The sequence below is a fragment of the Microbacterium sp. genome, from assembly GCF_039812165.1.
Lineage (GTDB): Bacteria > Actinomycetota > Actinomycetes > Actinomycetales > Microbacteriaceae > Microbacterium.
This window is the reverse complement of record NZ_JBDIAB010000020.1, coordinates 1-24,187: the sequence shown is the minus strand read 5'-3', so window position 1 is coordinate 24,187 and position 24,187 is coordinate 1. Positions and strand designations below refer to the sequence as shown.

20 protein-coding genes are annotated in these 24,187 nt (G+C 71.7%); 7 read left to right on the top strand and 13 right to left on the bottom strand.

From position 1 onward, the window contains the following. Positions 1-23 precede the first annotated feature (23 nt). The 5 genes from dxs to dut form a co-directional block, all read right to left on the bottom strand. Positions 24-2,000, bottom strand: coding sequence for a 1-deoxy-D-xylulose-5-phosphate synthase (gene dxs, locus WML84_RS03445; protein WP_347344744.1), 1,977 nt, complete (start codon positions 1,998-2,000; stop codon positions 24-26). A gap of 77 nt (positions 2,001-2,077) precedes the next feature. Continuing rightward, positions 2,078-4,912 carry an aconitate hydratase gene (locus tag WML84_RS03440; RefSeq protein WP_347344743.1) on the bottom strand — a complete coding sequence of 945 codons (2,835 nt, stop codon included), beginning with the start codon at positions 4,910-4,912 and terminating at the stop codon, positions 2,078-2,080. Between the two features lie 134 nt (positions 4,913-5,046). After that, complete coding sequence (locus WML84_RS03435) at positions 5,047-5,760, bottom strand: DUF3159 domain-containing protein (protein ID WP_347344742.1); 714 nt, start codon at positions 5,758-5,760, stop codon at positions 5,047-5,049. Between the two features lie 41 nt (positions 5,761-5,801). Further along, positions 5,802-6,389, bottom strand: coding sequence for a DUF3710 domain-containing protein (locus tag WML84_RS03430; RefSeq protein WP_347344741.1), 588 nt, complete (start codon positions 6,387-6,389; stop codon positions 5,802-5,804). Further along, the gene (gene dut, locus WML84_RS03425) at positions 6,386-6,838 is read right to left on the bottom strand and encodes a dUTP diphosphatase (RefSeq protein WP_347344740.1); all 453 of its coding nucleotides are present in this window, start codon (positions 6,836-6,838) and stop codon (positions 6,386-6,388) included. The genes WML84_RS03430 and dut overlap by 4 nt, the downstream gene beginning before the upstream one ends. A 12-nt stretch (positions 6,839-6,850) precedes the next feature. Here dut and WML84_RS03420 point away from each other — a divergent pair, with 12 nt between their 5' ends. Further along, on the top strand, positions 6,851-7,351 hold the full coding sequence (locus WML84_RS03420) for a DUF3093 domain-containing protein (protein ID WP_347344739.1): 501 nt from the start codon (positions 6,851-6,853) through the stop codon (positions 7,349-7,351). A 7-nt stretch (positions 7,352-7,358) separates the two neighbouring features. Here the strand turns inward: WML84_RS03420 and WML84_RS03415 are convergent, their stop codons facing one another. Further along, positions 7,359-7,652 (bottom strand): DUF4193 domain-containing protein, encoded by a 294-nt coding sequence (locus tag WML84_RS03415; protein WP_347344738.1) that lies wholly within the window; start codon positions 7,650-7,652, stop codon positions 7,359-7,361. 217 nt (positions 7,653-7,869) lie between these two features. Between WML84_RS03415 and sepH the strand changes: the two genes are divergently transcribed. Next, entirely contained in the window at positions 7,870-8,958 is a 1,089-nt protein-coding gene (gene sepH / locus WML84_RS03410) for a septation protein SepH (protein ID WP_347344737.1), read from the top strand. An 18-nt stretch (positions 8,959-8,976) separates the two neighbouring features. On the opposite strand, the gene WML84_RS03405 is transcribed toward sepH, so the two are convergent. Next, the gene (locus WML84_RS03405; RefSeq protein WP_347344736.1) at positions 8,977-10,107 is read right to left on the bottom strand and encodes a nucleotide pyrophosphatase/phosphodiesterase family protein; all 1,131 of its coding nucleotides are present in this window, start codon (positions 10,105-10,107) and stop codon (positions 8,977-8,979) included. Between the two features lie 60 nt (positions 10,108-10,167). Between WML84_RS03405 and WML84_RS03400 the strand changes: the two genes are divergently transcribed. After that, positions 10,168-12,615, top strand: a complete 2,448-nt coding sequence (locus WML84_RS03400) for a DNA topoisomerase IV subunit A (RefSeq protein ID WP_347344735.1) — start codon at positions 10,168-10,170, stop codon at positions 12,613-12,615. Positions 12,616-12,643: 28 nt separating this feature from the next. Here WML84_RS03400 and WML84_RS03395 read toward each other — a convergent pair whose 3' ends face one another. After that, positions 12,644-14,719 (bottom strand): DNA topoisomerase IV subunit B, encoded by a 2,076-nt coding sequence (locus WML84_RS03395; protein ID WP_347344734.1) that lies wholly within the window; start codon positions 14,717-14,719, stop codon positions 12,644-12,646. 192 nt (positions 14,720-14,911) lie between these two features. Here WML84_RS03395 and WML84_RS03390 point away from each other — a divergent pair, with 192 nt between their 5' ends. Further along, positions 14,912-15,142 carry a hypothetical protein gene (locus WML84_RS03390; RefSeq protein ID WP_347344733.1) on the top strand — a complete coding sequence of 77 codons (231 nt, stop codon included), beginning with the start codon at positions 14,912-14,914 and terminating at the stop codon, positions 15,140-15,142. A 13-nt stretch (positions 15,143-15,155) separates the two neighbouring features. On the opposite strand, the gene WML84_RS03385 is transcribed toward WML84_RS03390, so the two are convergent. The 5 genes from WML84_RS03385 to WML84_RS03365 all read right to left on the bottom strand — a co-directional run bounded on the left by WML84_RS03385 (position 15,156) and on the right by WML84_RS03365 (position 20,452). Further along, positions 15,156-16,172, bottom strand: a complete 1,017-nt coding sequence (locus WML84_RS03385) for a sugar-transfer associated ATP-grasp domain-containing protein (RefSeq protein ID WP_347344732.1) — start codon at positions 16,170-16,172, stop codon at positions 15,156-15,158. A 53-nt stretch (positions 16,173-16,225) separates the two neighbouring features. Beyond that, on the bottom strand, positions 16,226-17,251 hold the full coding sequence (locus WML84_RS03380; protein ID WP_347344731.1) for a sugar-transfer associated ATP-grasp domain-containing protein: 1,026 nt from the start codon (positions 17,249-17,251) through the stop codon (positions 16,226-16,228). Between the two features lie 5 nt (positions 17,252-17,256). After that, positions 17,257-17,958 carry a coenzyme F420-0:L-glutamate ligase gene (locus tag WML84_RS03375; RefSeq protein ID WP_347344730.1) on the bottom strand — a complete coding sequence of 234 codons (702 nt, stop codon included), beginning with the start codon at positions 17,956-17,958 and terminating at the stop codon, positions 17,257-17,259. Further along, the gene (locus tag WML84_RS03370; protein WP_347344729.1) at positions 17,955-19,319 is read right to left on the bottom strand and encodes an RNA polymerase sigma factor; all 1,365 of its coding nucleotides are present in this window, start codon (positions 19,317-19,319) and stop codon (positions 17,955-17,957) included. Before WML84_RS03370 ends, WML84_RS03375 begins: the two co-directional genes overlap by 4 nt. A gap of 197 nt (positions 19,320-19,516) precedes the next feature. Continuing rightward, positions 19,517-20,452 carry a PAC2 family protein gene (locus WML84_RS03365; RefSeq protein ID WP_347344728.1) on the bottom strand — a complete coding sequence of 312 codons (936 nt, stop codon included), beginning with the start codon at positions 20,450-20,452 and terminating at the stop codon, positions 19,517-19,519. Between the two features lie 146 nt (positions 20,453-20,598). Here WML84_RS03365 and WML84_RS03360 point away from each other — a divergent pair, with 146 nt between their 5' ends. The 3 genes from WML84_RS03360 to WML84_RS03350 form a co-directional block, all read left to right on the top strand. Continuing rightward, entirely contained in the window at positions 20,599-22,050 is a 1,452-nt protein-coding gene (locus WML84_RS03360; RefSeq protein WP_347344727.1) for a leucyl aminopeptidase, read from the top strand. Further along, the gene (gene lpdA, locus WML84_RS03355; protein ID WP_347344726.1) at positions 22,047-23,420 is read left to right on the top strand and encodes a dihydrolipoyl dehydrogenase; all 1,374 of its coding nucleotides are present in this window, start codon (positions 22,047-22,049) and stop codon (positions 23,418-23,420) included. Before WML84_RS03360 ends, lpdA begins: the two co-directional genes overlap by 4 nt. A 62-nt stretch (positions 23,421-23,482) precedes the next feature. After that, positions 23,483-24,187 (top strand): biotin/lipoyl-containing protein (locus tag WML84_RS03350; protein ID WP_347344725.1); only part of this gene is annotated, 705 nt, incomplete at its 3' end.

Sequence of the window (24,187 nt, the reverse complement as noted above, 5' to 3'; positions counted from 1 at the left end):
CGTGACACCACAGGTCCGGGCGGTCAGCTGTCAGCGCGCTCGGCGGCGTCGTGCTCCTGGATGCGAACGTCGTCAGGATGCCAGGTCGCACCGGTGTCGGGCTCGGGCCGCGCGATCGGGATGCGCGTGCCGAGCACCTGCGCCACGACGTCGTGTGCGATGCGGGCGGCGGTGAGCCCGGCATCCTCCAGGATCTGCTCGCGACTCGCGTGGTCGATGAACTCGTCCGGAAGGCCCAGCTCGTCGACGGCGGTGTCGACGCCGGCCTCGCGCAGCACCTGACGCACGCGCGTGCCGATGCCGCCGACGCGGATGCCGTCCTCGATCGTGATGACCAGGCGATGGGATGCCGCGAGCTCCACGATCGACGGCTGCACCGGCACCACCCACCGCGGGTCGACGACGGTCGAGCCGATGCCCTGCGCGCGCAGGCGCTCGCCCACCTCGACGGCCAGGTGCGCCATCGGGCCGATGCCGACGATCAGCACGTCCTGCGCCTCGCTGCGTGCGAGCACGTCGACGCCGTCGGCCAGCCGTTCCACGGCCGGAAGCTCGGCGCTCACCGAGCCCCTCGGGAAGCGGACCACCGTGGGGGCGTCCGACACCGCGACGGCCTCGGCGAACTCCTCGCGCAGCCGCGCGGCATCCCGCGGCACGGCGATGCGGATGTTCGGCACGAGCTGCAGCATCGCCAGGTCCCACACGCCGTGATGGCTCGGCCCGTCGGGGCCGGTGACGCCGGCGCGGTCGAGCACGAACGTGACGCCGGCCTTGTGCAGCGCGACGTCCATGAGCACCTGGTCGAAGGCGCGGTTCATGAAGGTCGCGTAGATCGCGACGACCGGGTGGAGCCCGCCGAACGCCATGCCGGCGGCGGATGCCACGGCGTGCTGCTCCGCGATGCCCACGTCGTACACGCGGTCGGGGAAGCGCTCGGCGAACGCCTGCAGCCCGGTCGGCCGCAGCATCGCCGCGGTGACCGCGATCACGTCGTCGCGGGCCTCGCCGGCGGCGACGAGCTCGGCGGCGAACACGTCCGTCCACGTCTGCGCCGACGAGCCGCCGATCGGCTCCCCCGTGACCGGATCGATCTGGCCGACGGCGTGGAACTGGTCGGCCACGTCGTTGCGGGCCGGGTCGTAGCCGCGGCCCTTCTCGGTGATCGCGTGCACGATGACCGGCGCCCCGTACTGCTTGGCGAGCTCGAGCGTCTCCAGGAGCACGGGCAGGTCGTGCCCGTCCACGGGGCCGAGGTACTTGATGTCGAGGTTGGAGTACAGCGCGGCGTTGTTGGTGAAGCGCGAGAGGAACCCGTGCGTGCCGCCGCGGACGCCGCGGTAGACGGCTCGGCCGGGCGCGCCGAAGCGGCCGAACAGCTCGTCCGAGCCGCGGCGCAGCGTGCGGTACGAGTCGGCGGTCCGCACCCGGTTGAGGTAGCGCGCCATGCCGCCGATCGTCGGCGCGTACGAGCGGCCGTTGTCGTTGACGACGATGACGAGGTTGCGGTCGTTGTCGTCGGAGATGTTGTTGAGCGCCTCCCACGTCATGCCGCCCGTGAGGGCCCCGTCGCCGACGACCGCGACGACGTGCCGGTCGTTGCGGCCGGTGCGCGTGAGCGCGCGCGAGATGCCGTCGGCCCAGCTCAGCGAGCTCGACGCGTGCGACGACTCCACGACGTCGTGCTCGCTCTCGCCGCGCTGCGGGTAGCCGGCGAGCCCGCCGCGGGCGCGGAGCGCGGAGAAGTCCTGCCGGCCGGTGAGCATCTTGTGGACGTACGACTGATGACCGGTGTCGAAGACGATGGGGTCGTCGGGCGAGTCGAAGACGCGGTGGATCGCGAGCGTGAGCTCGACGACGCCGAGGTTCGGCCCCAGGTGGCCGCCGCTGCGCGCCACGTTCTCGATGAGGAAGTCGCGGATCTCCTGGGCCAGCTCGCGAAGCTGATCGATCGTCAGGGCGTCCAGGTCACGAGGTCCGGTGATCTCAGGCAACAGCGCCATCAGACTCCCTTCGTGCGACGGTCCGGCCAGTCTAGGCCGTCACCCCGGGAGGGTGCCGCGCTCCCGGGGCGAGCGGCTCAGACGAGCGAGCGCAGCACGTACTGCAGGATGCCGCCGTTGCGGTAGTAGTCCGCCTCACCGGGGGTGTCGATGCGCACGACCGCGTCGAACTCGACGGTCGCCTTGTCGGGCGCGGAGAACTCGCTGGGAGCCGCGGTCACGTGCACCGTCTTCGGCGTGACGCCCTCGTTGAGCTGCTCGAGACCCTCGATCGAGACGATCTCGGTGCCGTCGAGGCCCAGCGACTGCCACGACTGCCCCGCCGGGAACTGCAGCGGCACGACGCCCATGCCGATGAGGTTCGAGCGGTGGATGCGCTCGAAGCTCTCGGTGATGACCGCCTTGACGCCGAGGAGGCTCGTGCCCTTCGCCGCCCAGTCGCGCGACGAGCCGGAGCCGTACTCCTTGCCGCCGAACACGACCAGCGGCGTGCCCTGCGCCTGATAGTTCTGGCACGCGTCGTAGATGTAGGACTGCGGGCCGCCGGGCTGCGTGAAGTCGCGCGTGTAGCCGCCCTCCACGATCGCGCCGTCGTTGACGGCGCTCACGAGCAGGTTCTTCAGGCGGATGTTCGCGAACGTGCCGCGGATCATCACCTCGTGGTTGCCGCGGCGCGAGCCGTAGGAGTTGAAGTCCTTCTGCGCGACGCCGTGCTCGGTGAGGTACTGCGCGGCCGGGGTGCCGGCCTTGATGTTGCCGGCGGGGCTGATGTGGTCGGTCGTGACCGAGTCGCCGAGCGTCGCCATGACCCGGGCGCCGTGGATGTCGCTCACCGGTGTGAGCTCCATCGTCATCCCGTCGAAGTACGGCGCCTTGCGGACGTACGTCGACTGGTCGTCCCACTCGAAGACCGGACCGGTCGGGGTCGGGAGGTTGCGCCAGCGGTCGTCGCCGTCGAAGACGGTGGCGTACTGCTTGATGAACTGCTCGCGCGAGATCGACGAGTCGATGATCTCCTGCACCTCGTCGGGGGCGGGCCAGATGTCCTTGAGGAACACGTCGTTGCCGTCGCCGTCCTTGCCGAGCGGGTCGGTCTCGAAGTCGAAGTTCATCGACCCGGCGAGCGCGTAGGCGACCACGAGCGGCGGCGACGCGAGATAGTTCATCTTCACGTCGGGGCTGATGCGGCCCTCGAAGTTGCGGTTGCCGGAGAGCACCGCGGTGACCGCGAGGTCGTGGGAGTTGATGGCCTCGGAGACCTCTTCGATGAGCGGACCCGAGTTGCCGATGCAGATCGTGCAGCCGTAGCCGACGGTGTAGAAGTCGAGGCCCTCGAGCGCCTTGTCGAGGCCGGACTTCTCGTAGTAGTCGGTGACGACCTTCGAGCCCGGGCCGAGCGTCGTCTTGACCCACGGCTTGCGCGTGAGGCCCCTGTCGAGCGCCTTCTTGGCGAGGAGGCCCGCCGCGATCATGACCGAGGGGTTCGACGTGTTCGTGCACGACGTGATCGCCGCGAGCGTCACCGCGCCGTTGTCGAGCGTGTACTCCTGCCCGTCGGGGGTGGTCACCGGCACCGGCGTCGACCACGCGGCCTGGTTGCCGCTGTTGATGTGCACGGGACGGGTGGTCGGCTCCTCCTCGCCGGGCACCTGACCGGGGTCGGATGCCGGGAAGGAGTGCTTGCCCTCGAGATCGACGATGTCGTCGCTCGTCGAGGCGGCCGCGTAGTTCAGGATGTCCTTGCCGAACTGCGTCTTGGCCTCGGAGAGCAGGATGCGGTCCTGCGGGCGCTTGGGGCCGGCGATCGACGGGACGACGGTGCCGAGGTCGAGCTCCATGTACTCGCTGTAGACCGGCTCGTGCGCCGCGTCGTGCCACAGCGACTGCTCCTTGGCGTACTTCTCCACGAGGGCGATCGCCTGCTCGCTGCGGCCCGTGAGGCGCAGGTAGTCGAGCGTGACGTCGTCGATCGGGAACATCGCCGCGGTGGAGCCGAACTCGGGGCTCATGTTGCCGATGGTCGCGCGGTTCGCGAGGGGCACCGAGCCGACGCCCGCGCCGTAGAACTCGACGAACTTGCCCACCACGCCGTGCTTGCGGAGCATGTCGGTGATCGTGAGGACGACGTCGGTCGCCGTGACGCCGGCGGGGATCGAGCCGGTGAGCTTGAAGCCGACGACGCGCGGGATGAGCATCGAGACCGGCTGGCCGAGCATGGCCGCCTCGGCCTCGATGCCGCCGACGCCCCAGCCGAGGACGCCCAGGCCGTTGACCATCGTCGTGTGCGAGTCGGTGCCGACGCACGTGTCGGGGTAGGCGCGCAGCACGCCATCGACGGCGCGGTCGTAGACGACCTTGGCGAGGTGCTCGATGTTCACCTGGTGCACGATGCCGGTGCCCGGCGGGACGACCTTGAAGTCGTCGAACGCCGTCTGACCCCAGCGGAGGAACTGGTAGCGCTCGCCGTTGCGCTGGTACTCGATCTCGACGTTGCGCTCCAGCGCGTTCTCGGTGCCGAACAGGTCGGCGATGACCGAGTGGTCGATGACCATCTCGGCGGGCGAGAGCGGGTTGATGCGGCTCGGGTCGCCGCCGAGGGCCGTGACGGCCTCGCGCATCGTGGCGAGGTCGACGATGCAGGGCACGCCGGTGAAGTCCTGCATGACGACGCGCGCGGGGGTGAACTGGATCTCGGTGTTGGGCTCGCCGTCGGCGTCCCAGTTGCCGAGCGCCTCGATCTGCGCCTTCGTGACGTTGGCGCCGTCCTCGGTGCGCAGGAGGTTCTCCAGCAGCACCTTGAGGCTGAACGGCAGTCTCTTGTAGCCGGGGACCGTGTCGATGCGGAAGATCTCGTAGTCGGTGTCGCCGACCGTCAGGGTGCTCTTTGCTCCGAAGCTGTCAACAGTGGACACGTCAGGTCTCCTTCGTCGGCGGGCACAGACCCCAGGCCTGTGGCTCCCATCTTCCCCGCCACCGGCGCGCAGGGCTAGTGAGGCTCGCCTAATCGCCGCGACGAAGAATTTATCTCGATGTCAAGATAAATGTATCACTGCTCGCGGTGTCGTTCCGCGGCCGCCGGCCGAGGATAGAGCGACCTCACGGCCAGCCACGTCACCGCCATCATGGGGGCGAACAGCGGGAGCCCCATGATCAGCTTCAGGGTGCCGAGCGTGATGACGTCGCCGGCGAGATACAGCGGCAGCTGCACGCCCAGACGCACGAGGAAGAGCGCGGCCCAGGCGATCGCGAGCCAGAAGTACACGCGGCGCTTGCGGGGGTCGGCCCGCCACGCGGTGCCCTCGTTCATGAGGAAGCCCGCGGCGAGCCCGATCAGTGACCAGCCCACCAGGCCCGAGACGAGGAACGCCGTCCCGTAGGCCGCATTGGTGATCAGGCCGGGGACGAAGTTGTCCTCGCCGCGCCCGGTCCACAGCGCCAGCCCGGCGGCCGCGGCCGTGGCCACGAGGCCGCCGAGCGCCGAGCCGACGGGCGAGCGCTGCAGCATCCGCACCACGGTGAACACGGCCGCCGCGCCCACCGAGACCAGGAGCGACAGCACGAGGTCGCCCGTGACCATGAAGAGCAGGAGGAAGGCGAGGCTCGGCAGGACGGCTTCGAGGATGCCGCGCCAGCCGCCCATCGCGGCCCACACGACGTGACCGGTGGTGGCGCCTTCGGCCGGGTCGATGCCGGCGCGGCGCGCGGCGCTGCCGAGCGCCTGGCCGACGAGCTCCGAGGCGCTCGGCGCCGGCGGCTCCATCGGAGGCCTGTCCGACGGCTCCGGGGGCCGCGGAGGGGTGCTCACGCCGCGCCGGGGGTCGCCGGCATGGTCAGCGGGATGAGGTCGCGCGGCGGCATGGGAGCCGCTCCGCGCACGACGACGATCGAGCGGAACAGCTCCTCGATCTGGGCCGCGGCATCCGCGTCGTCCACCGCCGCGCCGCCGATCACGCCGCGCAGGAACCAGCGCGGGCCGTCGACGCCCACGAAGCGGGCGAGCCGGACGCCGGCGGCGCCGCCGGGGCCGACGACGGCCGGCACCTCGGCGCGCAGCTCGAGCCCGAGGGGCCCGTCGATCTCCTCGACGCGGCCGCCCTGCTGGAGGATCTGCTGCCGCAGCTGCTCGCGCGTCTCGTTCCACAGTCCCGACGAGCGCGGGGCCGCGAACGGCTGCACCTGCAGCGTGGAGTCGGCGTAGTCGAGGCCCACCGCGACGATGCGCTTGGTCTGCTCCTCGACCTCGAGACGCAGGTTGAGGCCGTCGCGCGGCAGCACCTTGACACCGCCGAGGTCGATGTAGGGACGGACCGGGTTGGCCTCGGACACGTCGAACGGTCCTGCGGCGGCGCGGTCGGCCGGGCCGGCCTTGGCGGCGTTCACGTCGTTCATGCGGGGCTTCCTGTCTGCTGGTATCCGGTGGAGCCGAACCCGCCCTCGCCGCGGACGCTGTCGGACAGCTCCGTCACGGGGACGAACCGCGCGCGAGTGACCGGCATGACGATCAGCTGCGCGATGCGGTCGCCGGCGGCGATGTCGTAGGCGGCATCCGGATCGGTGTTCAAGAGCGTGACCTTGATCTCGCCGCGGTAGCCGGCGTCGACGGTGCCGGGCGCGTTGACGATCGTGATGCCGTGCCGGGCGGCCAGGCCGCTGCGCGGCACGACGAAGGCGGCGTAGCCGTCGGGGAGCGCGATCCGCACGCCCGTGCCCACGAGCGCCCGCCGTCCGGGCTCCAGACGCAGCGACTCGGTCGAGACGAGATCGGCGCCGGCGTCGCCGGGGTGGGCGTAGACGGGAACCTCGGGCGCGATAATGGGTACGTCCACGGATTCGGTCACTCATCGAGGGTAATGCACACAACCTCTGCGAACACCCGGGCCGCCGCCTACCGGGAGCGGCTGAGCCCGTCGCTGTGGGCGCTCGTGAGCGCCGCGATGTGCGCGCCTATGGTCGCACTCGTGCTGACCCCCTTCGACGCGACCGTGGCGCTCGTGGCCGGTGCGGCCGTCGGCGTGGCCGTGGTGGCGGCGCTCGTCGCTCTCTCCCCCGTCGTCGAGGTCGGCGACGGCATGTTGCGCGTCGGCCGCGCGCGCATCGAGCTGCGCTACCTCGGGACGCCCGAGACGCTCACCGGCGACGACGCGCGGCACGCGCGCGGGCCCGGCCTGGGGCGCCATTCGTGGCACCTGCTGCGTGGCGGGATCGACGGCGTCGTGCGCGTGCCGATCCGGGATGCCGACGACCCGGTGACGATGTGGGTGTTCTCGTCGCGCACGCCGGAGCGGGTCGCCGCCGCGATCCGGCGCGCTCAGGCCGGCTCCGCGGCGGAGCCGGTGCCGTCGGCCCCGTGAGGACCGGTCAGGCCGCGCATTCCTTGCACACGTAGCCGTACGGCGTCTCGTGGTCGATCTGCGTGCGGTGCTTCACGAGGAAGCATTCGGCGCACGTGAACTCGTCCTCCTGCGGCGGGAGCACGACGACGTCGAGCTCGAGATCCGACAGATCCGCGCCCGGCAGCTCGAAGCCGGAGGGGTTGTCGGAGTCCTCGACGTCGACCGACCCCGAGAGCTTGTCGGGCACGCGCTCCTTGAGGGCCTCGATCGACTCGCTGTCGTCTTCGGTCTTGCGAGGGGCGTCGTAATCCGTAGCCATTGCTAGAACGTCTCAACTTCCGGGAACTGGGTGGGTCTCACCTGAGGGGCGGCGATAGTTTGCACGAACCTCTTGCTTTTCGCAAATGGGGGTGGCAAAGTTCGCGTGCACGGCTGGTGCCCTCCCTCGAACTCGCGGCGCGCCCGCAATATTCCCGGGCCTCGGATCGGCCTGTGACAGCATGGGCGGACACCCAGGTTCTGGAGGCGCGTTTCGCATGGAACAGCTCAAAGTCATCGGCACGGAAGAGGGCGTCCTGGTCCTCGCGACGGAGTCCGGGGAGCGCTTCTCGCTTCCCGTCAACGACACGTTGCGCGCGCAGCTGAGGCGCACGGCCCCCGTGGCGCAGCAGCGCACCGGACGCCCGAGCCCGCGCGAGATCCAGGCGCAGATCCGTGCCGGGCTGTCGGCCGACGAGGTGGCGAGCCTGTTCGGCGTGCGCGTCGAGGATGTCGTGCGCTACGAGGGGCCGGTGCTCGCCGAGCGCGAGCACGTCGTCGGCCAGGCGCTCGCCGTGCCCGTCCTGATGGGCGGCGACCTCGAGCCCGACCTGCAGCCCACGTTCGGCACGGCCGTGCGCATCAAGCTCGCCGAGGCGGGCGCCTCGGCCGAGCGCTGGACGAGCTGGAAGGAGATCACCGGCTGGGTCGTGAAGCTCGAGTTCACCGCGAACGACGTCGACCACGACGCGCGCTGGTCGTTCGACCCGCGTCGCTCGACGCTGTCGCCGCTGAACTCCGACGCCGTGCAGCTCTCCCGCCAGGGGTCGCTGCCGGAGGGCCTCATCCCGCGCCTGCGGGCGCTCGACACCCAGACGGTCAAGGACGAGTCGCGCTTCGACAGCGGCGCGTTCGGGCCGCGACGCCTCGCCGAGCCGGAGGCCGACATCGAGGCGCCGGTGGTCCATCCCGCCGGGCCGTCGCCGGCGCAGGACGCCGCGATCAACCGCGCCCCCGAGGTCGACATCACGAGCACCGACACGGCCGACCTCCTCGAGGCGCTGCGCCGCCGGCGCGGTCAGCGCGACGCGATGCCGACGCAGGAGTCGGCGGAGCAGCCGGCCGATCACGCGCCGGTCGCCCTGTTCGACGCGCTCGAGCCCGGCTTCGACGACGGTGAGCTGCCCCTGTTCGAGAAGCCGTCCGCGCCGGAGCGCCGCCCGTCCCCGCCGGAGCGCCGTGACCACGAGCCCTCGGCGCCGGCATCCTCGTCGTCCTCGTCCTCCGACGCCGGCCGCCGCAAGGGTCGCCCCGCGATGCCCTCGTGGGACGAGATCGTGTTCGGCGCGCGCACCGAGGACGCCTGAGCCGAGCGGCGCCCGAGCTCAGCGCGACCGGTACGCGCCGAGCCGGATGAGCGGCACGATCCGCTCCCGGTCGGTGAGCGACCCGTGCTGGCCGATCATGCGCTGCGACTTCTTGTCGGCGAGGCGGTCGTCGTAGTACGCGACGTCCGCGCGCGCGGCGACGAGCACATCGCCGATGCGCGGCGCGACCTCCGGGTCCACGCGCGCGCCGAACAGGCCGGCGGCGACGGCCTCGTCGCGCGACAGCACCCACGAGCGGCTCTGCTCGGCGGCGCGCCACCGATCGAGCACCGCGACCGGCTCGTCGGCGTACAGGTGCAGCATGCGCGGCTCGCCGGCGACGATGCGGACGCCGTCCCACAGCGGGTCGCCCTCGCCGATCAGCAGCTGACGGTGCCGCGGCACGTCCACCATGCCGTGGTCGGCGGTGACCACGGCGCCGACGTCGGCCGGCAGCGCCTGCTCCAGCAGGCGCGCGGCGTCGTCCACGCGCTCCAGGGCCGCGGCCCAGGCATCCGACTCCCACCCGTGCGCGTGGCCGACGACGTCGAGGTCGCTCGTGTACGCGTACACGAGCGCACCGGGATGCCGTGCGGCGAGGTCGGCGGCGATCTCCACCCGCTCGGCCGTCGTCGCGCCCGCGACGAACGCGCCGCCGCGCAGGATCGCCTCGGTGAAGCCGGTGCCGGCGTATCGGGCGTCCGAGACCACGAAGCAGGGCCGGCCCTCGGCGGCCGCGCGCTCGAGCAGCGGCGCGCCCCGCTGCCACGCGTGCGGGTCGAGGCCGGCGGTCTCCCAGCCCTTGAGCTGGTTCGGTGCGGCATCCGTCCCCGGGATGCGCACGCGGTAGCCGACGATGCCGTGCACGCCGGGGGCCTCGCCGGTCAGCAGGCTCGTGAGAGCGGATGCCGTGGTGGACGGGAAGACGGTCCGCGCGGCATCCCGCTTCGCCATGCTCGAGACGAGGAACCGGGCATGTCCGGCGCGCGCGGTGAGGTTGCCTCGGCCCAGGCCGTCGACGAGGAGCACGACCGCCGACCGCGCCGGGGCGAACCAGTCCGAGGCGCCCGTGAGCGAGTCCAGCAGCTGCGGCACGACACCGGTGAGGCTCCGGGTCTGCGGCGGGTCCGCGGGTAGGCTGAGGGACATCCCGGCCAGTCTCGCACACGGGGACGGGCCGTTCCCCGTTCCCGGAGACCGCTCAGATCCATGGCCGCAGCGCGCACCGCATCCGTCCCCGCCGATCACGGACGCATCGAGGACGTCGACGTCTCGGCCGAGATGCAGGGCTCGTTCCTCGAGTACGCGTACTCGGTCATCTACTCGCGCGCCCTCCCCGACGCACGCGACGGGCTCAAGCCGGTGCAGCGGCGCATCCTCTTCCAGATGGCCGACATGGGGCTGCGGCCCGACCGCGGCCACGTCAAGAGCGCCCGCGTCGTCGGCGAGGTGATGGGAAAGCTCCACCCGCACGGCGACTCCGCGATCTACGACGCGCTCGTGCGGCTCGCGCAGCCGTTCGCGCTGCGGGTGCCGCTCGTCGACGGCCACGGCAACTTCGGCTCGCTCGACGACGGACCCGCCGCCGCGCGCTACACCGAGGCCCGCCTCGCGCCGCCCGCGCTCGCCCTCACCGAGAACCTCGACGAGGACGTCGTCGACTTCATCCCGAACTACGACGGCCAGTTCCAGCAGCCCGAGGTCCTGCCGGCGGCGTTTCCGAACCTGCTCGTCAACGGCGCCACCGGCATCGCGGTCGGCATGGCGACCAACATGGCCCCGCACAACCTCATCGAGGTGGTCTCGGCGGCCGTGCACCTGCTGGAGCACCCGGAGGCGACGCTCGACGACCTCATGGAGTTCGTGCCCGGTCCCGACCTTCCCGGCGGCGGCATCATCGTCGGCCTCGACGGCATCAGAGACGCGTACGCGAGCGGGCGCGGCACGTTCCGCACGCGCGCGAAGGTGTCCGTGGAGTCGCTCGGACCGCGCCGCACCGGTCTGGTCGTCACCGAGCTGCCGTACATGGTCGGCGCCGAGCGGGTCATCGAGAAGATCAAGGATGCCGTCGGCTCCAAGAAGCTGACCGGCATCGCCGACGTCGCCGACCTCACCGACCGCAACCACGGACTGCGGCTCGTCATCGGCATCAAGACCGGCTTCGACCCGAATGCCGTGCTGGAGCAGCTCTACCGGCTCACGCCGCTGGAGGACTCGTTCGGCATCAACAACGTGGCGCTCGTGGGCGGCCAGCCGCAGACGCTCGGCCTCGTCGAGATGCTGCGGGTGTACCTCGACCACCGCATCCAGGTCGTCACGCGGCGCAGCCGCTTCCGCCTCGCCCGCAAGAACGAGCGGCTGCACCTGGTCGAGGGGCTCCTCATCGCGATCCTCGACATCGACGAGGTCATCCAGGTCATCCGCACCTCCGACGACGGTGAGCAGGCGCGCACGCGCCTCATGGACGTGTTCGACCTCTCGCAGCCGCAGGCCGAGTACATCCTCGAGCTGCGCCTGCGGCGCCTGACGAAGTTCTCGCGCATCGAGCTGGAGAGCGAGCGCGACCAGCTGAAGGCCGAGATCGCTCGCCTCGAGGAGCTGCTCGGCAGCGACGCCCTGCTGCGCGCGCAGGTGGCGCGCGAGCTCGACGCCGCCGCCGAGGCGTACGGCACCCCGCGCCGCACGCTGCTGCTCAACGGCGGACCGGTGCAGGCACGCTCGCGCAGCAGCGCGCCCGCCGACCTGCAGATCGCCGACGCGCCGTGCCGCGTGTTCCTCTCGGCCACCGGACGCATGGTGCGCGCCGAGCTCGACGACTCCGGCGCCGTCGTCGCGCCCGTGCGTCGCGCGAAGCACGATGCGATCCGTTCCGCGGTGACCACGACGACGCGCGGCGACGTCGGCGCGGTGACCTCGGCGGGGCGGCTCGTCCGCTTCTCGCCCGTCGATCTGCCGTCGGTGCCCGGCAACTCCGTGCAGCTGGCGGCCGGCACGCGCGCCGACCAGTACCTCGGCCTGTCCGGCTCCGAGCACGTCGTGGCGATCGTCCCCCTCGACGCCGAGCCTCCTCTCGCGCTGGGGACGGCCCAGGGCGTCGTCAAGCGCGTGGCCGCCACCGAGCTGCCGCCCGGCAAGACCGACGTGGAGATCATCGCGCTCAAGCCCGGCGACCGCGTCGTCGGCGCCGCCGTCGCGTCCGACGCCGACGAGCTGGTGTTCGTCACCTCCGACGCGCAGCTGCTGCGATTCGACGCGGCCGCGGTGCGGCCGCAGGGCCGGGCGGCGGGCGGCATGGCCGGCATCCGCGTGACGGACGGCGAGCAGGTCGTCGCGTTCACCGCGGTCGCGCCGTCGGACGATACCGTCGTGGTCACGATCGCGGGCGCGGCGGCGGCGCTCGCGGGCGCCGAGGCCGGGAGCGCCAAGGTCTCGGCGTTCACCGAGTTCCCGCCCAAGGGCCGCGCCACCGGCGGCGTGCGCGCGCAGCGGTTCCTGCGCGGCGAGGACACCCTGCGGCTGGCCTGGGTCGGCACCGACCCGCGCGCGGTCGGCACCGACGGCGCCGTCCGCAGGCTCCCCGAGCCGGGCGCCAAGCGCGACGCCTCGGGCGTCGCGCTGGACGCGGTCGTGGGAGCCGTGGGCACCGGCATCCGCTGATCCGCGCCGGCCGAAGCAGTGCGGCGGGCTACGCGTCGATGCTCTCGCGGTCGAGCGCGTCGCTCGAGCTCACGATGAACTCGCGGCGCGGGGCGACGTCGCTGCCCATGAGGAGCTCGAAGACGGATGCCGCGGCCTCGGCATCGGTCACCTGCACGCGGCGCAGCAGCCGCCCGGCGCGGTCCATCGTGGTCTCGGCGAGTTGGTCGGCGTCCATCTCGCCGAGGCCCTTGTACCGTTGCACGGGCTCCTGCCAGCGCCGGTTCGACCGCCGCAGCTTCGCGAGGAGCGCGTGCAGCTCCTTCTCGCTGTAGGTGTAGATCGTCTCGTTCGGCTTCGAGCCGGGGTTCACGACGATGACGCGGTGCAGCGGCGGCACGGCGGCATAGACGCGCCCGTCCTCGATGAGCGGCCGCATGTAGCGGAAGAAGAGCGTGAGCAGCAGGGTCCGGATGTGCGCGCCGTCGACGTCGGCGTCGCTCATCAGGATGATCTTGCCGTAGCGCGCGCCGGCCAGGTCGAAGGACCGCCCCGAACCGGCGCCGATCGTCTGGATGATCGCGGCGCACTCGGCGTTGGAGAGCATGTCGCTGATCGACGCCTTCTGGACGTTCAGGATCTTGCCCCGGATGGGCAGCAGCGCCTGGTACTCGCTGTTGCGGGCGAGCTTCGCCGTGCCGAGCGCCGAGTCTCCCTCGACGATGAACAGCTCCGACTCGGCGACGTCGTTCGTGCGGCAGTCGGCGAGCTTGGCGGGCAGCGACGACGACTCCAGCGCGTTCTTGCGCCGCTGCGTCTCCTTGTGCGTGCGCGCCGAGATGCGCGCCTTCATCTCGGCGACGACCTTGTCGAGGAGGAGCGCCGTCTGCGTCTTGTCGTCGCGCTTGGTGGAGGCGAACCGGGCGGTCAGCTCGCGCGAGACGACGTTCGTCACGATCTGCCGCACCGCGGGCGTGCCGAGCACCTCCTTGGTCTGCCCCTCGAACTGCGGCTCGGGAAGCCGCACCGTGAGCACGGCGGTGAGCCCGGCGAGGATGTCGTCCTTCTCGAGCTTGTCGTTGCCGACCTTGAGGCGCCGCGCGTTCTGCTCCACCTGCGTGCGCAGGATCTTCATGAGCCCCTGCTCGAAGCCCTGCTGATGCGTGCCGCCCTTGGGCGTCGCGATGATGTTCGCGAACGAGCGGGTCACGGTCTCGTAGCCGGTGCCCCAGCGGAGGGCCACGTCGACGTGGCACTCGCGCTCGACCTCGGTCGGCACCATGGCGCCGGATGCCTGCAGCACCGGCACCGTCTCGGTGAACGTCGCCGCGCCGGTGAGCCGCCACGTGTCGGTCACGGCCGCGTCGGGGGCGAGGAACTCGACGAACTCCGAGATGCCGCCGTCGAACCGATAGCTCGTCTCGTCGACCTCGTCGGCGCCGCCGCGCTCGTCGCGCACGACGATCTCGAGCCCCGGCACGAGGAACGCGGTCTGCCGCGCGCGCTGCGAGAGCTCGTCGAGGTGGAAGGCGGCATCCTTCGTGAAGATCTGCCGGTCGGCCCAGTAGCGGATGCGCGACCCGGTGACCCCGCGGGCGACCTTGCCGACGACGCGCAGCTCGGAGCTGCGCTCGAACGGCGTGAACGCGGAGTCGGGCTCTGGACCGGCGAACACACCCGGCTCGCCGTGCCGGAACGACATCGCCCACGTCTTGCCGCCGCGGTCGACCTCGACGTCGAGGCGCTCGGAGAGCGCGTTGACGACCGAGGCGCCCACGCCGTGCAGGCCGCCGGAGGCGCCGTACGAGCCGCCGCCGAACTTGCCGCCGGCGTGCAGTTTGGTGAAGACGACCTCGACGCCGGTGAGGCCCGTGCGCGGCTCGACGTCGACCGGGATGCCGCGAGCGCGGTCGCGCACCTCGACGCTGCCGTCGGCGTGTAGCACGATGTCGATGCGCTCGCCGAAGCCGGCCAGGGCCTCGTCGACCGCGTTGTCGATGATCTCCCACACGCAGTGCATGAGCCCGCGCGAGTCGGTCGAGCCGATGTACATGCCGGGGCGCTTGCGGACGGCCTCGAGCCCCTCGAGCACCTGGAGGTGGTGGGCGGAGTACTCGGCGGTCACAGTCCCCCAGCGTATCCGCGGGCGCCGACACGACCGTCAGGACACACGTGCGAGCGCCCGGTCGGCGTCGGCCGCGGGGTCGCCGCGGGCGCGCCTGTACGCGCACAGCGAAATGCGCGGACATCGCGGCATCTATCCAGGGCCGCCGTGGTTACATGTCATGCACGCGCACCCGTACCCGAGGAGCACACGATGAGCATGTCGACCACCACCGAGCCGGCCGCACGCGTCTACCGTCTTTCGGCGGCGGATCGGTGCGACTCGTGCGGTGCGCAGGCCTACATCGCCGCCGAGGTCAACGGCAGCGAGCTCCTGTTCTGCGCGCACCACGGCCGCAAGTACGAGGAGAAGCTGCGCGCGGTCGCGACCACGTGGCACGACGAGACGTCGCGGCTGACCGAGGCCCTGCTCGCGAACGACTGAGGCCGGCCCGGGCTCAGAAGCCGAACGCCGCCTTGTAGACCGGCAGCAGGCCGGTGCGCACCCCCGACGCCGAGGGCTTCGGCTGGAAGACGCTCGAGTTGTGGTTGCCCTCGATGACGGCGGGGCCGTCGGGCGTCATCGCGATGTCCCAGCCGACGTAGCGGATCTCGGGGATACGGCGCACGACGTCCTCGAGGAGGGCCAGCGCCTCCTCGTACCGCGGCACCTGGAAGCCCTGGATCGGCGTGCCGGTCTTCGGATGCGTCGCGTACACGTTGCTGTTCTTGTCGACGCCCGGGTAGAGCACGACCCCGCGCTCGTCGAGCAGCGTGAACATGCCGCCGGAGGCGAAGTTGTCGATCGCCGCGCCGTTGCCGATGCGCAGCACGGCCGCGACCAGGTGCATGCGGTCGGCGTCCGGGTCGTAGAACGTGATCATCCGCAGCGTGTTGACGCTGTCGGGGTAGAGCGCCGCCATCGCCTCGTGCTGCTCGAGCGCCTGCTCGACGAGCGTCTGGTCGGCCGCGATCAGGCGCGCGCGGAACGCCGCGGCATCCGTCACGTCGTCGGTCGTGTACACCGAGATGCCCGCGCCGCCCTCGCCGGCGGCGGGCTTGGCGACCACGCGGCCGTGCCGCGCGACGAAGTCGGCCACCTCGGCGTCGGTCGCGGTGCGCGCGTCGATCCACTCGCGGCGGATGACGTCGGCGAACTCGCCGTAGAACGTGATCTTGTCCTCGAACCGATGGTACGAGGCGGGGTCGTTGTAGAGCTTGGTGAGCCGATGCGACTTCGGGTGCGTCATCCAGGTCTTGCGCTCGCGCGCCTTCAGCAGCCGGATGTCCCACACCGCGTAGTCGCGGAAGCCCATGTCGTAGCGCACCGAGCACCACAGCATGTCGGCGATGATCACCGGCAGCGGCGCCTTCGAGACCCGCTGCACCTGCTTGGCGAACTCGACGAGGTTGCCGGGCCGGATGTTGCGGGCCCGGTGGAGCAGGTACTTCAGGCGCACGCTGCGCTCGCTCATGGAGACGAACCTCTCTGGGTCATGGCCGCGGGTCGGAGCCGCGACGCGACGGGTCAGAACCGCATCGCGGCGCGGTAGCGCGGCAGCAGGCCGCGGCGGATGCCGGACACCGACGGCTTGGACTGGAACACGCCCGAGTTGTGGTTGCCCTCGATGACGATCGGCCGCTCGGGCGTGATGGCGACGTCCCAGCCGATGTACGGGAGCTCGGGCACGCGCCGCGCGAGGCGGTCGACGAGCTGGAGGACCTCGTCGTAGAGCGGCACCTGGTAGCCGGTGATCTCCACGCCGGTGATGGGGTGCGTCGCGTGCGGGTGGCCCTCCTCGTCGGCGGCGGGGTGCAGGGCGCGGCCCTGCTCGTCGAGCATCGTGTACATGCCGCCGTTGCTGAAGTTGTCGATCACGCCGCCGTTGCCGACCTTGAGCACCGCCGCGAGCACGTGGACCTCGCCGTCGGGGTCGAGGTAGCTGACCATGCGGAGCGAGTTGACGCTCCCCGGATACAGCCGGGCGAGCTCGGGATGCTGGACGATGACCTCTTCGACGAGGGTCTCGCCCGACGCGACGAGCTCGTCGCGGAGCGCCGCGACGTCGGCGATGTCGGCGGTGTCGCGCATCGTGATGCCGTTGCCGCCGACGCCGCCGGGGTTCTTCGTGATGACGCGGTCGAAGCGGCGGACGAACTCCTCGAGCGCCGCGGCATCCGTCGTCGACACGTCGAGCCACGCGCGGCCGAGCTCGTCGTCGAACCGCGGGTTGAACTGCAGCTTGTCGTCGAAGACGCCGCGCAGGGAGTCGTCGTTGAGGCGCCGGGAGAGGTGGAACGACCGCGGATCGGTCATGTAGGTCTTGCGCTCGCGCGCCTTGAGGATGCGGAAGTCCCACTCCGAGTAGTTCTCGAACGTCGTCTCGTAGCGCACCGCGCACCAGATCATGTCGAGCATGACCCACCAGCGCGGGGCGCGGGAGAGCTTCGCCGACTGCGTCGCGAACTGTCGCACGCGGTCGCGGTCGAACGAGACGATGCGGCGCACGAAGAAGCGGGCGCGGCGGAAGAGCCGGTTCGCGCCGGCGAGCACGCGCCTCACGCGACCTGCCGGACGATGCCGAGCGGCGTGGACTGGCGCTCCTGGCCGAGCGGGTTGTCGCCGAGGATCTGCACGAGTCGCCGCTCCCCCGCCTTGTCGAGCGTGGAGCCGAGGATGTTGCCGCCGATGTCGTTGATGTCGACGACCGCGACGTCCTGGCCGCCGCCGAAGAGGGCCTGCAGGCGACGGGCGACGCCGGCCGGGTCGGTCGGCCCGAGCACGACGGACTGGTCGTACGGCGGGATGGTGCCGTTGGTGGGGCCGTCGATCGCGCGGGCCTTGTCGCCGGCGATGCGGTAGAAGTCGCCGCGGCGCCCGAACAGCTTCGTGACCGCGCTCACCGCGGCCGCGAACAGGATGCGGGGCGTGCCGCACTCGCGCAGCGCCATCTCCATCGTCTCGGGCATGCCGAGGCCGATGCCGTACGGCGTCTTGACGACGTAGCGCGACAGGAGGCGGGCCAGCCGCCGCGGCGTGATGTCGGCGAGCGCGTACGAGCGGCCCTGCGTGATCGCGACGATCTTCTCGGTCACGAACAGCAGGTCGCCGGGCTCGAGGAGGTCGCGCGCGTAGTCGGAGACGACGGCGTCCAGGTCGTCTCCGGGCATGACGACGTGCGTGCGGATCGGGATCCGCGCGTACCGCACGCCCTCGACGACGACCTCGAGAGCCTTGCCGTCGTTGGCCTGTCCGGTCATTCGAGGTAGTCCCGGAGCGACTGCGAGCGCGACGGATGCCGGAGCTTGGCCATCGTCTTCGACTCGATCTGGCGGATCCGCTCGCGCGTGACGCCGAACGTGTCGCCGATCTGGTCGAGCGTCTTGGGCTGGCCGTCGCCGAGTCCGAAGCGCATGCGGATGACGCCCGCCTCGCGCTCGGAGAGCGAGTCGAGGAGCGACTCGAGCTGGCGCTGCAGCATCGTGAAGCCCACCGCGTCGGCGGGGACGACCGCCTCGGTGTCCTCGATGAGGTCGCCGAACTCGCTGTCGCCGTCCTCGCCGAGGGGCGTGTGCAGCGAGATCGGCTCGCGGCCGTACTTCTGCACCTCGACGACCTTCTCGGGCGTCATGTCGAGCTCGCGGCTGAGCTCCTCGGGCGTGGGCTCGCGGCCGAGGTCCTGCAGCATCTGGCGCTGGACGCGCGCGAGCTTGTTGATGACCTCGACCATGTGCACCGGGATGCGGATCGTGCGGGCCTGGTCGGCCATCGCGCGCGTGATCGCCTGACGGATCCACCACGTCGCGTAGGTCGAGAACTTGAAGCCCTTGGTGTAGTCGAACTTCTCGACGGCGCGGATGAGGCCGAGGTTGCCCTCCTGGATGAGGTCGAGGAACTGCATGCCGCGACCGGTGTAGCGCTTGGCGAGCGAGACGACGAGGCGCAGGTTGGCGCCGAGCAGGTGGCTCTTGGCGCGCTGGCCGTCGCGGGCGACCCACTGGAGGTCGAGGCCCAGCTGACTGGACTTCTCGGCCGCCGACATGTGCGACAGCTTCTCCTCGGCGAACAGGCCCGCCTCGATGCGCATCGCGAGCTCGACCTCTTCGGCCGCGTTCAGGAGCGGCACCTTGCCGATCTGCTTCAGGTAGTCCTTGACCGGGTCGGCGGTGGCGCCGGTGATCTGCGTCGAGTAGACGGGGATGTCGTCCTCGTCGCTCGACGAGATGACGATCGCGCCGCTCGGCAGCGGCTCGGTGAACGCCGGCTTGGCGGGCTTCTCCTCGTCCTCGTCGTCCTCCTCCGCGGCATCCGTCTTCGCGTCGCCCTTGTCGGCGGGCGCGGCGTCGCCGTCGGCCTCGGCCAGCTCGGTCTCGTCGACCTCGACGTCCTCCGCGTCGACCTCCTCGAGGTCCTCGTCCGACTCGGCGGTCGCCTTCTTGGCCTTGGCCGGCGATGCCTTCGTCGCGGCCTTGGCCGTCGTGGTCTTCGTCGCGCGCGCCTTCGAGGCGGTGGCCTTGGCGGTGGATGCCTTGGCGGTCGGGGCCTTCGCGGCGGACGACGTCGTCTCGCCCTCGGCCGCCTCGGTCGCGCGGCTACGGGTGGTCTTCGTGCCTGACGTCACGTTTTGCCTTTCACCGACGGATCCCGTCGGGTTTTCGGACACTAGTAAGCCCCTTGTCAAGTCCCCAGGCGCTCATGCGCATCGGGAGGGGGTTGACAACGGGTCAGGATGGTCCATTGTCGCATACTCCTCACCGGACGAATGCGCAATAGCCTCTTGTTCACAACCGCCGCGCGGGTGCCGGTATTCCGTGCGGCCTACTCCGGGAACGGGCGCGGGCGCTTGTCGTCCTCGCCGGGCGGACGGGTCGCCAGGAAGCGCTCCAGCTCGGCGGCGATCTCGTCGGCGCTGGGCAGATCGCCGGTGTGGATGATCGGCTGTCCGAGGGTCGAGCCCGCCATGTAGGCGTCGTAGCGCTCCTCGAGGGTGTGCAGCATGGTGGTGAGCTCGTCGCTGCCCGAGACTTGCTCGGTGACCTTGTCGAGGTACTCGCGGTTCTGGTCGCGCAGCGTGTCGCTGTCGAAGACGAGCCCGGTCGCCACCGACAGGCTGTCGAGCGCGGCGATCGCGGCGGCCGGATAGTCGGTGTCGCCGAGGTAGTGCGGCACGAGCAGCACGAAGCCCGAGACGCGGGCGTTGGCCTGCGCGAACCGGTGCTCGAGCAGATGACCGGCCGTCGCCGGCACCTGCGTGTGCGGCTGCCACACCGAGTGGGCCTGCGTGAGGTCGGCGCGCGTGCCGCTGACCGTGGTGCCCAGCGGGCGCGTGTGCGGCACGGGCATGGGGATCGCGTGCACCCACGTGACCGACGAGACCTGCAGTCCCTCGGCGAGGCCCACGACGGTCTCGGCGAACGTCTCCCACGCGAAGTCCGGCTCGTAGCCGGCGAGCAGGACGAACGGGCTCCCCAGCGAGTCGTGCGCGAGCGAGAGCTCCAGCCGCGGCGGACGGTAGTCGGTGAGGTGGTCTGCCTCGAACGAGATGATCGGGCGCCGGGCGCGGTAGTCCAGCAGCACGTCGTTGACGAACGAGACCACGGGCGAGGGCTTCAGCTCGTCGCGGAAGAAGTCGATGACCTGCGAGACGGCGCCGCCGGCATCCGTGAACCCGGTGAGCGCGATGACCAGCGGCAGTCCCGCGGGCACCGGCGGCGCGGACGCGACACGCTCGTAGAGAGGACCGGAGACAGGCACGTCTCAACTCTACGAGCCCCGGTTCGCCGGAGGCTGCGGCCGTGTCCCGCTGACAGCGAACACCGTCGGCCTCGCGCGGGATGGCCCCGCGACTCGGCTCGGACGGTCCGCCGCCCGTGTCGACTCTCGCTCATAGGATGAGACCCATGGCGTTCCCGGAGCTCTCGCACAGCACACGTCCCCTCGCCGAGTCCGATGCCGATGCGCTCGTGCTGCCCCTGCCGCCGCTGACCGACGGGGCGCCGGACGACTGGCCGGGCCTCGCCGACGCGCTCGCCGCGATCGGCTTCACCGGTGAGCCGGGCGCGCCGGTGCGGGTCTTCGCGCCGGCCTCGACGACCACGCCGCTCGTCGTCGTGGGGACGGGAGCCGATCCGGATGCCGCGGCCGTCCGCGACGCGGTCGGAACGGCGATCCGCGCCACCACGGGCTTCGAGACCGTCGCGGTGGCCGCGCCGGCCGGGTCGTGGCGCGCCGCCGCGGAGGGCGCCGTCCTCGGCGGGTACCGCTTCGACGGCTACAAGACCACCGCGTCGCCGCGCCGTGCCGCGCACGTCGTCGTGCACACGGCCGACGAGGACGTCGACCTCGACGCCGTGCGCGCGGTCGGCGACGCCGTCGCGCTCGTCAAAGACCTCGTGAACACGCCCGCCGAGTGGCTCGGGCCCGAGGACTTCGCCCTCCGTGCCGCCGAGTCCGTCGCCGGGCTCCCGGTGACCGTCGAGGTGCTCGACGAGCACGCGCTCGCCGAGCAGGGCTTCGGCGGCATCCTCGGCGTCGGCAAGGGCTCCGACCGGCCGCCGCGCTTCGTGCGCCTCGACTACGCGCCCGAGGGCGCCGAGCGGCACGTCGCCGTCGTCGGCAAGGGCATCACGTTCGACACCGGCGGCCTCTCGCTCAAGCCCGCCGCGAGCATGGTCGGCATGAAGTACGACATGTGCGGCGCGGCGACCGCGCTCGCCGTCGTCCGGGCCGCTGCCGCGCTCGCGCTGCCCGTACGCGTGTCGGGCTGGCTGTGCGTGGCCGACAACATGCCGTCGGGCCGGGCGACGCGCCCGGGCGACGTGCTGCGCATGCTCGACGGCACCACGGTCGAGGTGCTCAACACCGACGCCGAGGGGCGCCTCGTGCTCGCCGACGGCCTGGTCGCGGCCAGCCGCGCGCATCCCGACGTCATCGTCGACGTCGCCACGCTCACCGGCGCCATCACGGTCGCCCTCGGCACCCGTCACGCGGGCGTCATGGGCGACGACGACGCCGTCGCCGACTTCCTCGCCGCCGCCGCGCGCGCCGGCGAGCAGGCGTGGCCCCTGCCGCTGCCGGCGCACATGGAGGACGAGCTCGACTCCCCCATCGCCGACCTGCAGAACGCCAAGATGGGCGACCCGGCCGGCGGGTCGCTGTTCGCGGGGCTGTTCCTGCGCCGCTTCGTCGGCCGCGTGTCGGACGAGCCCGGCGCGGACCGCATCCCCTGGGTGCACCTCGACATCGCCGGCGTCGGGATGAACAAGTCCGGCCCGTACGGGGCCACCGACAAGGGTCCGACCGCGGCGACCGTGCGGTCGCTGATCGAGTTCGTGAGCGGAGCACAGCGATGACCGAGCACTCCTTCGACCTCGTCGTCCTCGGCGGCGGCAGCGGCGGCTACGCCGCGGCCCTGCGCGCGGCCGAGCTCGGCCGCACCGTCGCGCTGATCGAGCAGGACAAGCTCGGCGGCACGTGCCTGCACCGCGGCTGCATCCCCACGAAGGCCCTCCTGCACGCCGCGGAGGTCGCCGACCACGTGCGCAGCGCGCTCGACGTGGGCGTCGGCGCGGAGCTGACCGGCATCGACGGCATCCGTCTGCGCGGCTATCGAGAGGGCATCGTCGCGAAGAAGTTCGCGGGACTGCAGGGGCTCGTGAAGGCCCGCGGCATCACGGTCGTCCCGGGGCACGGCCGGCTGACCCCCGACCGCGCGGTCGCCGTCGGCGACGACCTCTACCGCGGCGCCGACGTGCTGCTGGCGACCGGCTCGTACAGCCGCACGATCCCCGGCCTCGAGCTCGGCGGCCGCATCATCGCGAGCGAGCAGGCGCTCGCCCTCGACGAGGTGCCGGGTCGCGTCGTGATCCTCGGCGGCGGCGTCATCGGCGTCGAGTTCGCGAGCGCGTGGCGCTCGCTCGGTGCCGAGGTCACGATCGTCGAGGCCCTCGACCACCTGGTGCCGAACGAGGACGTCACCCTCAGCAAGCAGCTGGAGCGCGCCTTCCGCAAGCGCGGCATCGCCGCCCGTCTCGGCGTGCGCTTCGCCGGGGCGGCGCAGACGGATGCCGGTGTGACGGTGTCGCTCGAGGACGGGACGGCCCTCGAGGCCGACTACCTGCTCGTGGCGATCGGCCGCGGTCCCGCGACCGCCGACCTCGGGCTCGAGGAGGCGGGCGTCGCGCTCGAACGCGGGTTCGTGCGGGTCGATGACCGGCTGCGCACGACCGCCGAGCACGTGTGGGCGGCCGGCGACATCGTGCCAGGACTGCAGTTGGCCCACCGCGGGTTCCAGCAGGGCATCTTCGTGGCCGAGGAGATCGCGGGGCTGCGGCCCGTGACGGTGCCCGACTCGGCCGTGCCGCGCGTCACGTACTGCAGCCCGGAAGTGGCTTCCGTCGGCCTCACCCAGGCGCAGGCGCAGGCGCAGTACGGCGACGCGGCCCTCGTCGCCGTCGAGTACAACCTCGCCGGCAACGCGAAGAGCGAGATCCTCGGGACGTCCGGCGTCGTCAAGGTGGTCCGTCGTGTGGACGGCCCGGTCGTGGGTGTGCACCTCGTGGGCGACCGCGTCGGAGAGCTCATCACCGAGGGCCAGCTCGTCGTGGGCTGGGAGGCCCACCCGGAGGACGTCGCGGGATTCCTGCACGCGCACCCGACCCAGAGCGAGGCCCTCGGCGAGGCGTTCCTCGCCCTCGCCGGCAAGCCCCTGCACAGCCTCTGACACGGGGCCGTGCGTCATCACTAAGCTAGTCACGACATCGGCATTTTGAAGGAGAGAAGCCCATGAGCACATCCGTGGTCCTTCCCGCGCTCGGCGAGAGCGTCACCGAAGGAACGGTGACCCGCTGGCTCAAGCAGGTGGGAGACACCGTCGAAGCCGATGAAGGCCTCGTGGAGATCTCGACCGACAAGGTCGACACCGAGATCCCGTCGCCCGTGGGCGGTGTGCTCGAGGAGATCCTCGCCCAGGAGGACGAGACCATCGAGGTCGGTGCCGTCCTCGCGAAGATCGGCGACGGCTCGGCGCTCGCCGCGGCTCCGGCCGCTGCGCCCGCTCCTGCTGCCGCGCCCGCTCCTGCTGCCGCTGCTCCTGCACCCGCTGCGGCCCCGGCCCCGGCCGAGGCTCCCGCTCCCGCCGCCGCGCCGGCCGGCGACGCCAAGGACGTCGTGCTGCCCGAGCTCGGCGAGAGCGTCACCGAGGGCACCGTCACCCGCTGGCTGAAGCAGGTCGGCGACGAGGTCGAGGTCGACGAGCCGCTCCTGGAGATCTCGACCGACAAGGTCGACACCGAGATCCCGTCGCCGTTCGCCGGCACGCTCGTGGAGATCCTCGTCGGCGAGGACGAGACCGTCGCCGTCGGCGCCGCCGTCGGCCGCATCGGCTCCGGCGCTCCGGCACCTGCCCCGGCTCCTGCTGCTCCGGCCCCCGCCGCCGCCCCCGCGCCGGCACCTGCTCCGGCGGCACCTGCCCCCGCTCCCGCGGCGCCG

What these genes read in the sequence shown, in the direction of transcription:
- WML84_RS03415 (WP_347344738.1), bottom strand. Translation starts at nt 7,652, where the DNA reads ATGGCTACGGATTACGACGCCCCTCGCAAGACCGAAGACGACAGCGAG.
- WML84_RS03420 (WP_347344739.1), top strand. Translation starts at nt 6,851, where the DNA reads ATGCACACAACCTCTGCGAACACCCGGGCCGCCGCCTACCGGGAGCGG.
- WML84_RS03405 (WP_347344736.1), bottom strand. Translation starts at nt 10,107, where the DNA reads ATGTCCCTCAGCCTACCCGCGGACCCGCCGCAGACCCGGAGCCTCACC.
- sepH (WP_347344737.1), top strand. Translation starts at nt 7,870, where the DNA reads ATGGAACAGCTCAAAGTCATCGGCACGGAAGAGGGCGTCCTGGTCCTC.
- WML84_RS03390 (WP_347344733.1), top strand. Translation starts at nt 14,912, where the DNA reads ATGAGCATGTCGACCACCACCGAGCCGGCCGCACGCGTCTACCGTCTT.
- WML84_RS03430 (WP_347344741.1), bottom strand. Translation starts at nt 6,389, where the DNA reads ATGAACGACGTGAACGCCGCCAAGGCCGGCCCGGCCGACCGCGCCGCC.
- WML84_RS03375 (WP_347344730.1), bottom strand. Translation starts at nt 17,958, where the DNA reads ATGACCGGACAGGCCAACGACGGCAAGGCTCTCGAGGTCGTCGTCGAG.
- WML84_RS03385 (WP_347344732.1), bottom strand. Translation starts at nt 16,172, where the DNA reads ATGAGCGAGCGCAGCGTGCGCCTGAAGTACCTGCTCCACCGGGCCCGC.
- lpdA (WP_347344726.1), top strand. Translation starts at nt 22,047, where the DNA reads ATGACCGAGCACTCCTTCGACCTCGTCGTCCTCGGCGGCGGCAGCGGC.
- WML84_RS03360 (WP_347344727.1), top strand. Translation starts at nt 20,599, where the DNA reads ATGGCGTTCCCGGAGCTCTCGCACAGCACACGTCCCCTCGCCGAGTCC.
- WML84_RS03435 (WP_347344742.1), bottom strand. Translation starts at nt 5,760, where the DNA reads ATGGAGCCGCCGGCGCCGAGCGCCTCGGAGCTCGTCGGCCAGGCGCTC.
- dxs (WP_347344744.1), bottom strand. Translation starts at nt 2,000, where the DNA reads ATGGCGCTGTTGCCTGAGATCACCGGACCTCGTGACCTGGACGCCCTG.
- WML84_RS03400 (WP_347344735.1), top strand. Translation starts at nt 10,168, where the DNA reads ATGGCCGCAGCGCGCACCGCATCCGTCCCCGCCGATCACGGACGCATC.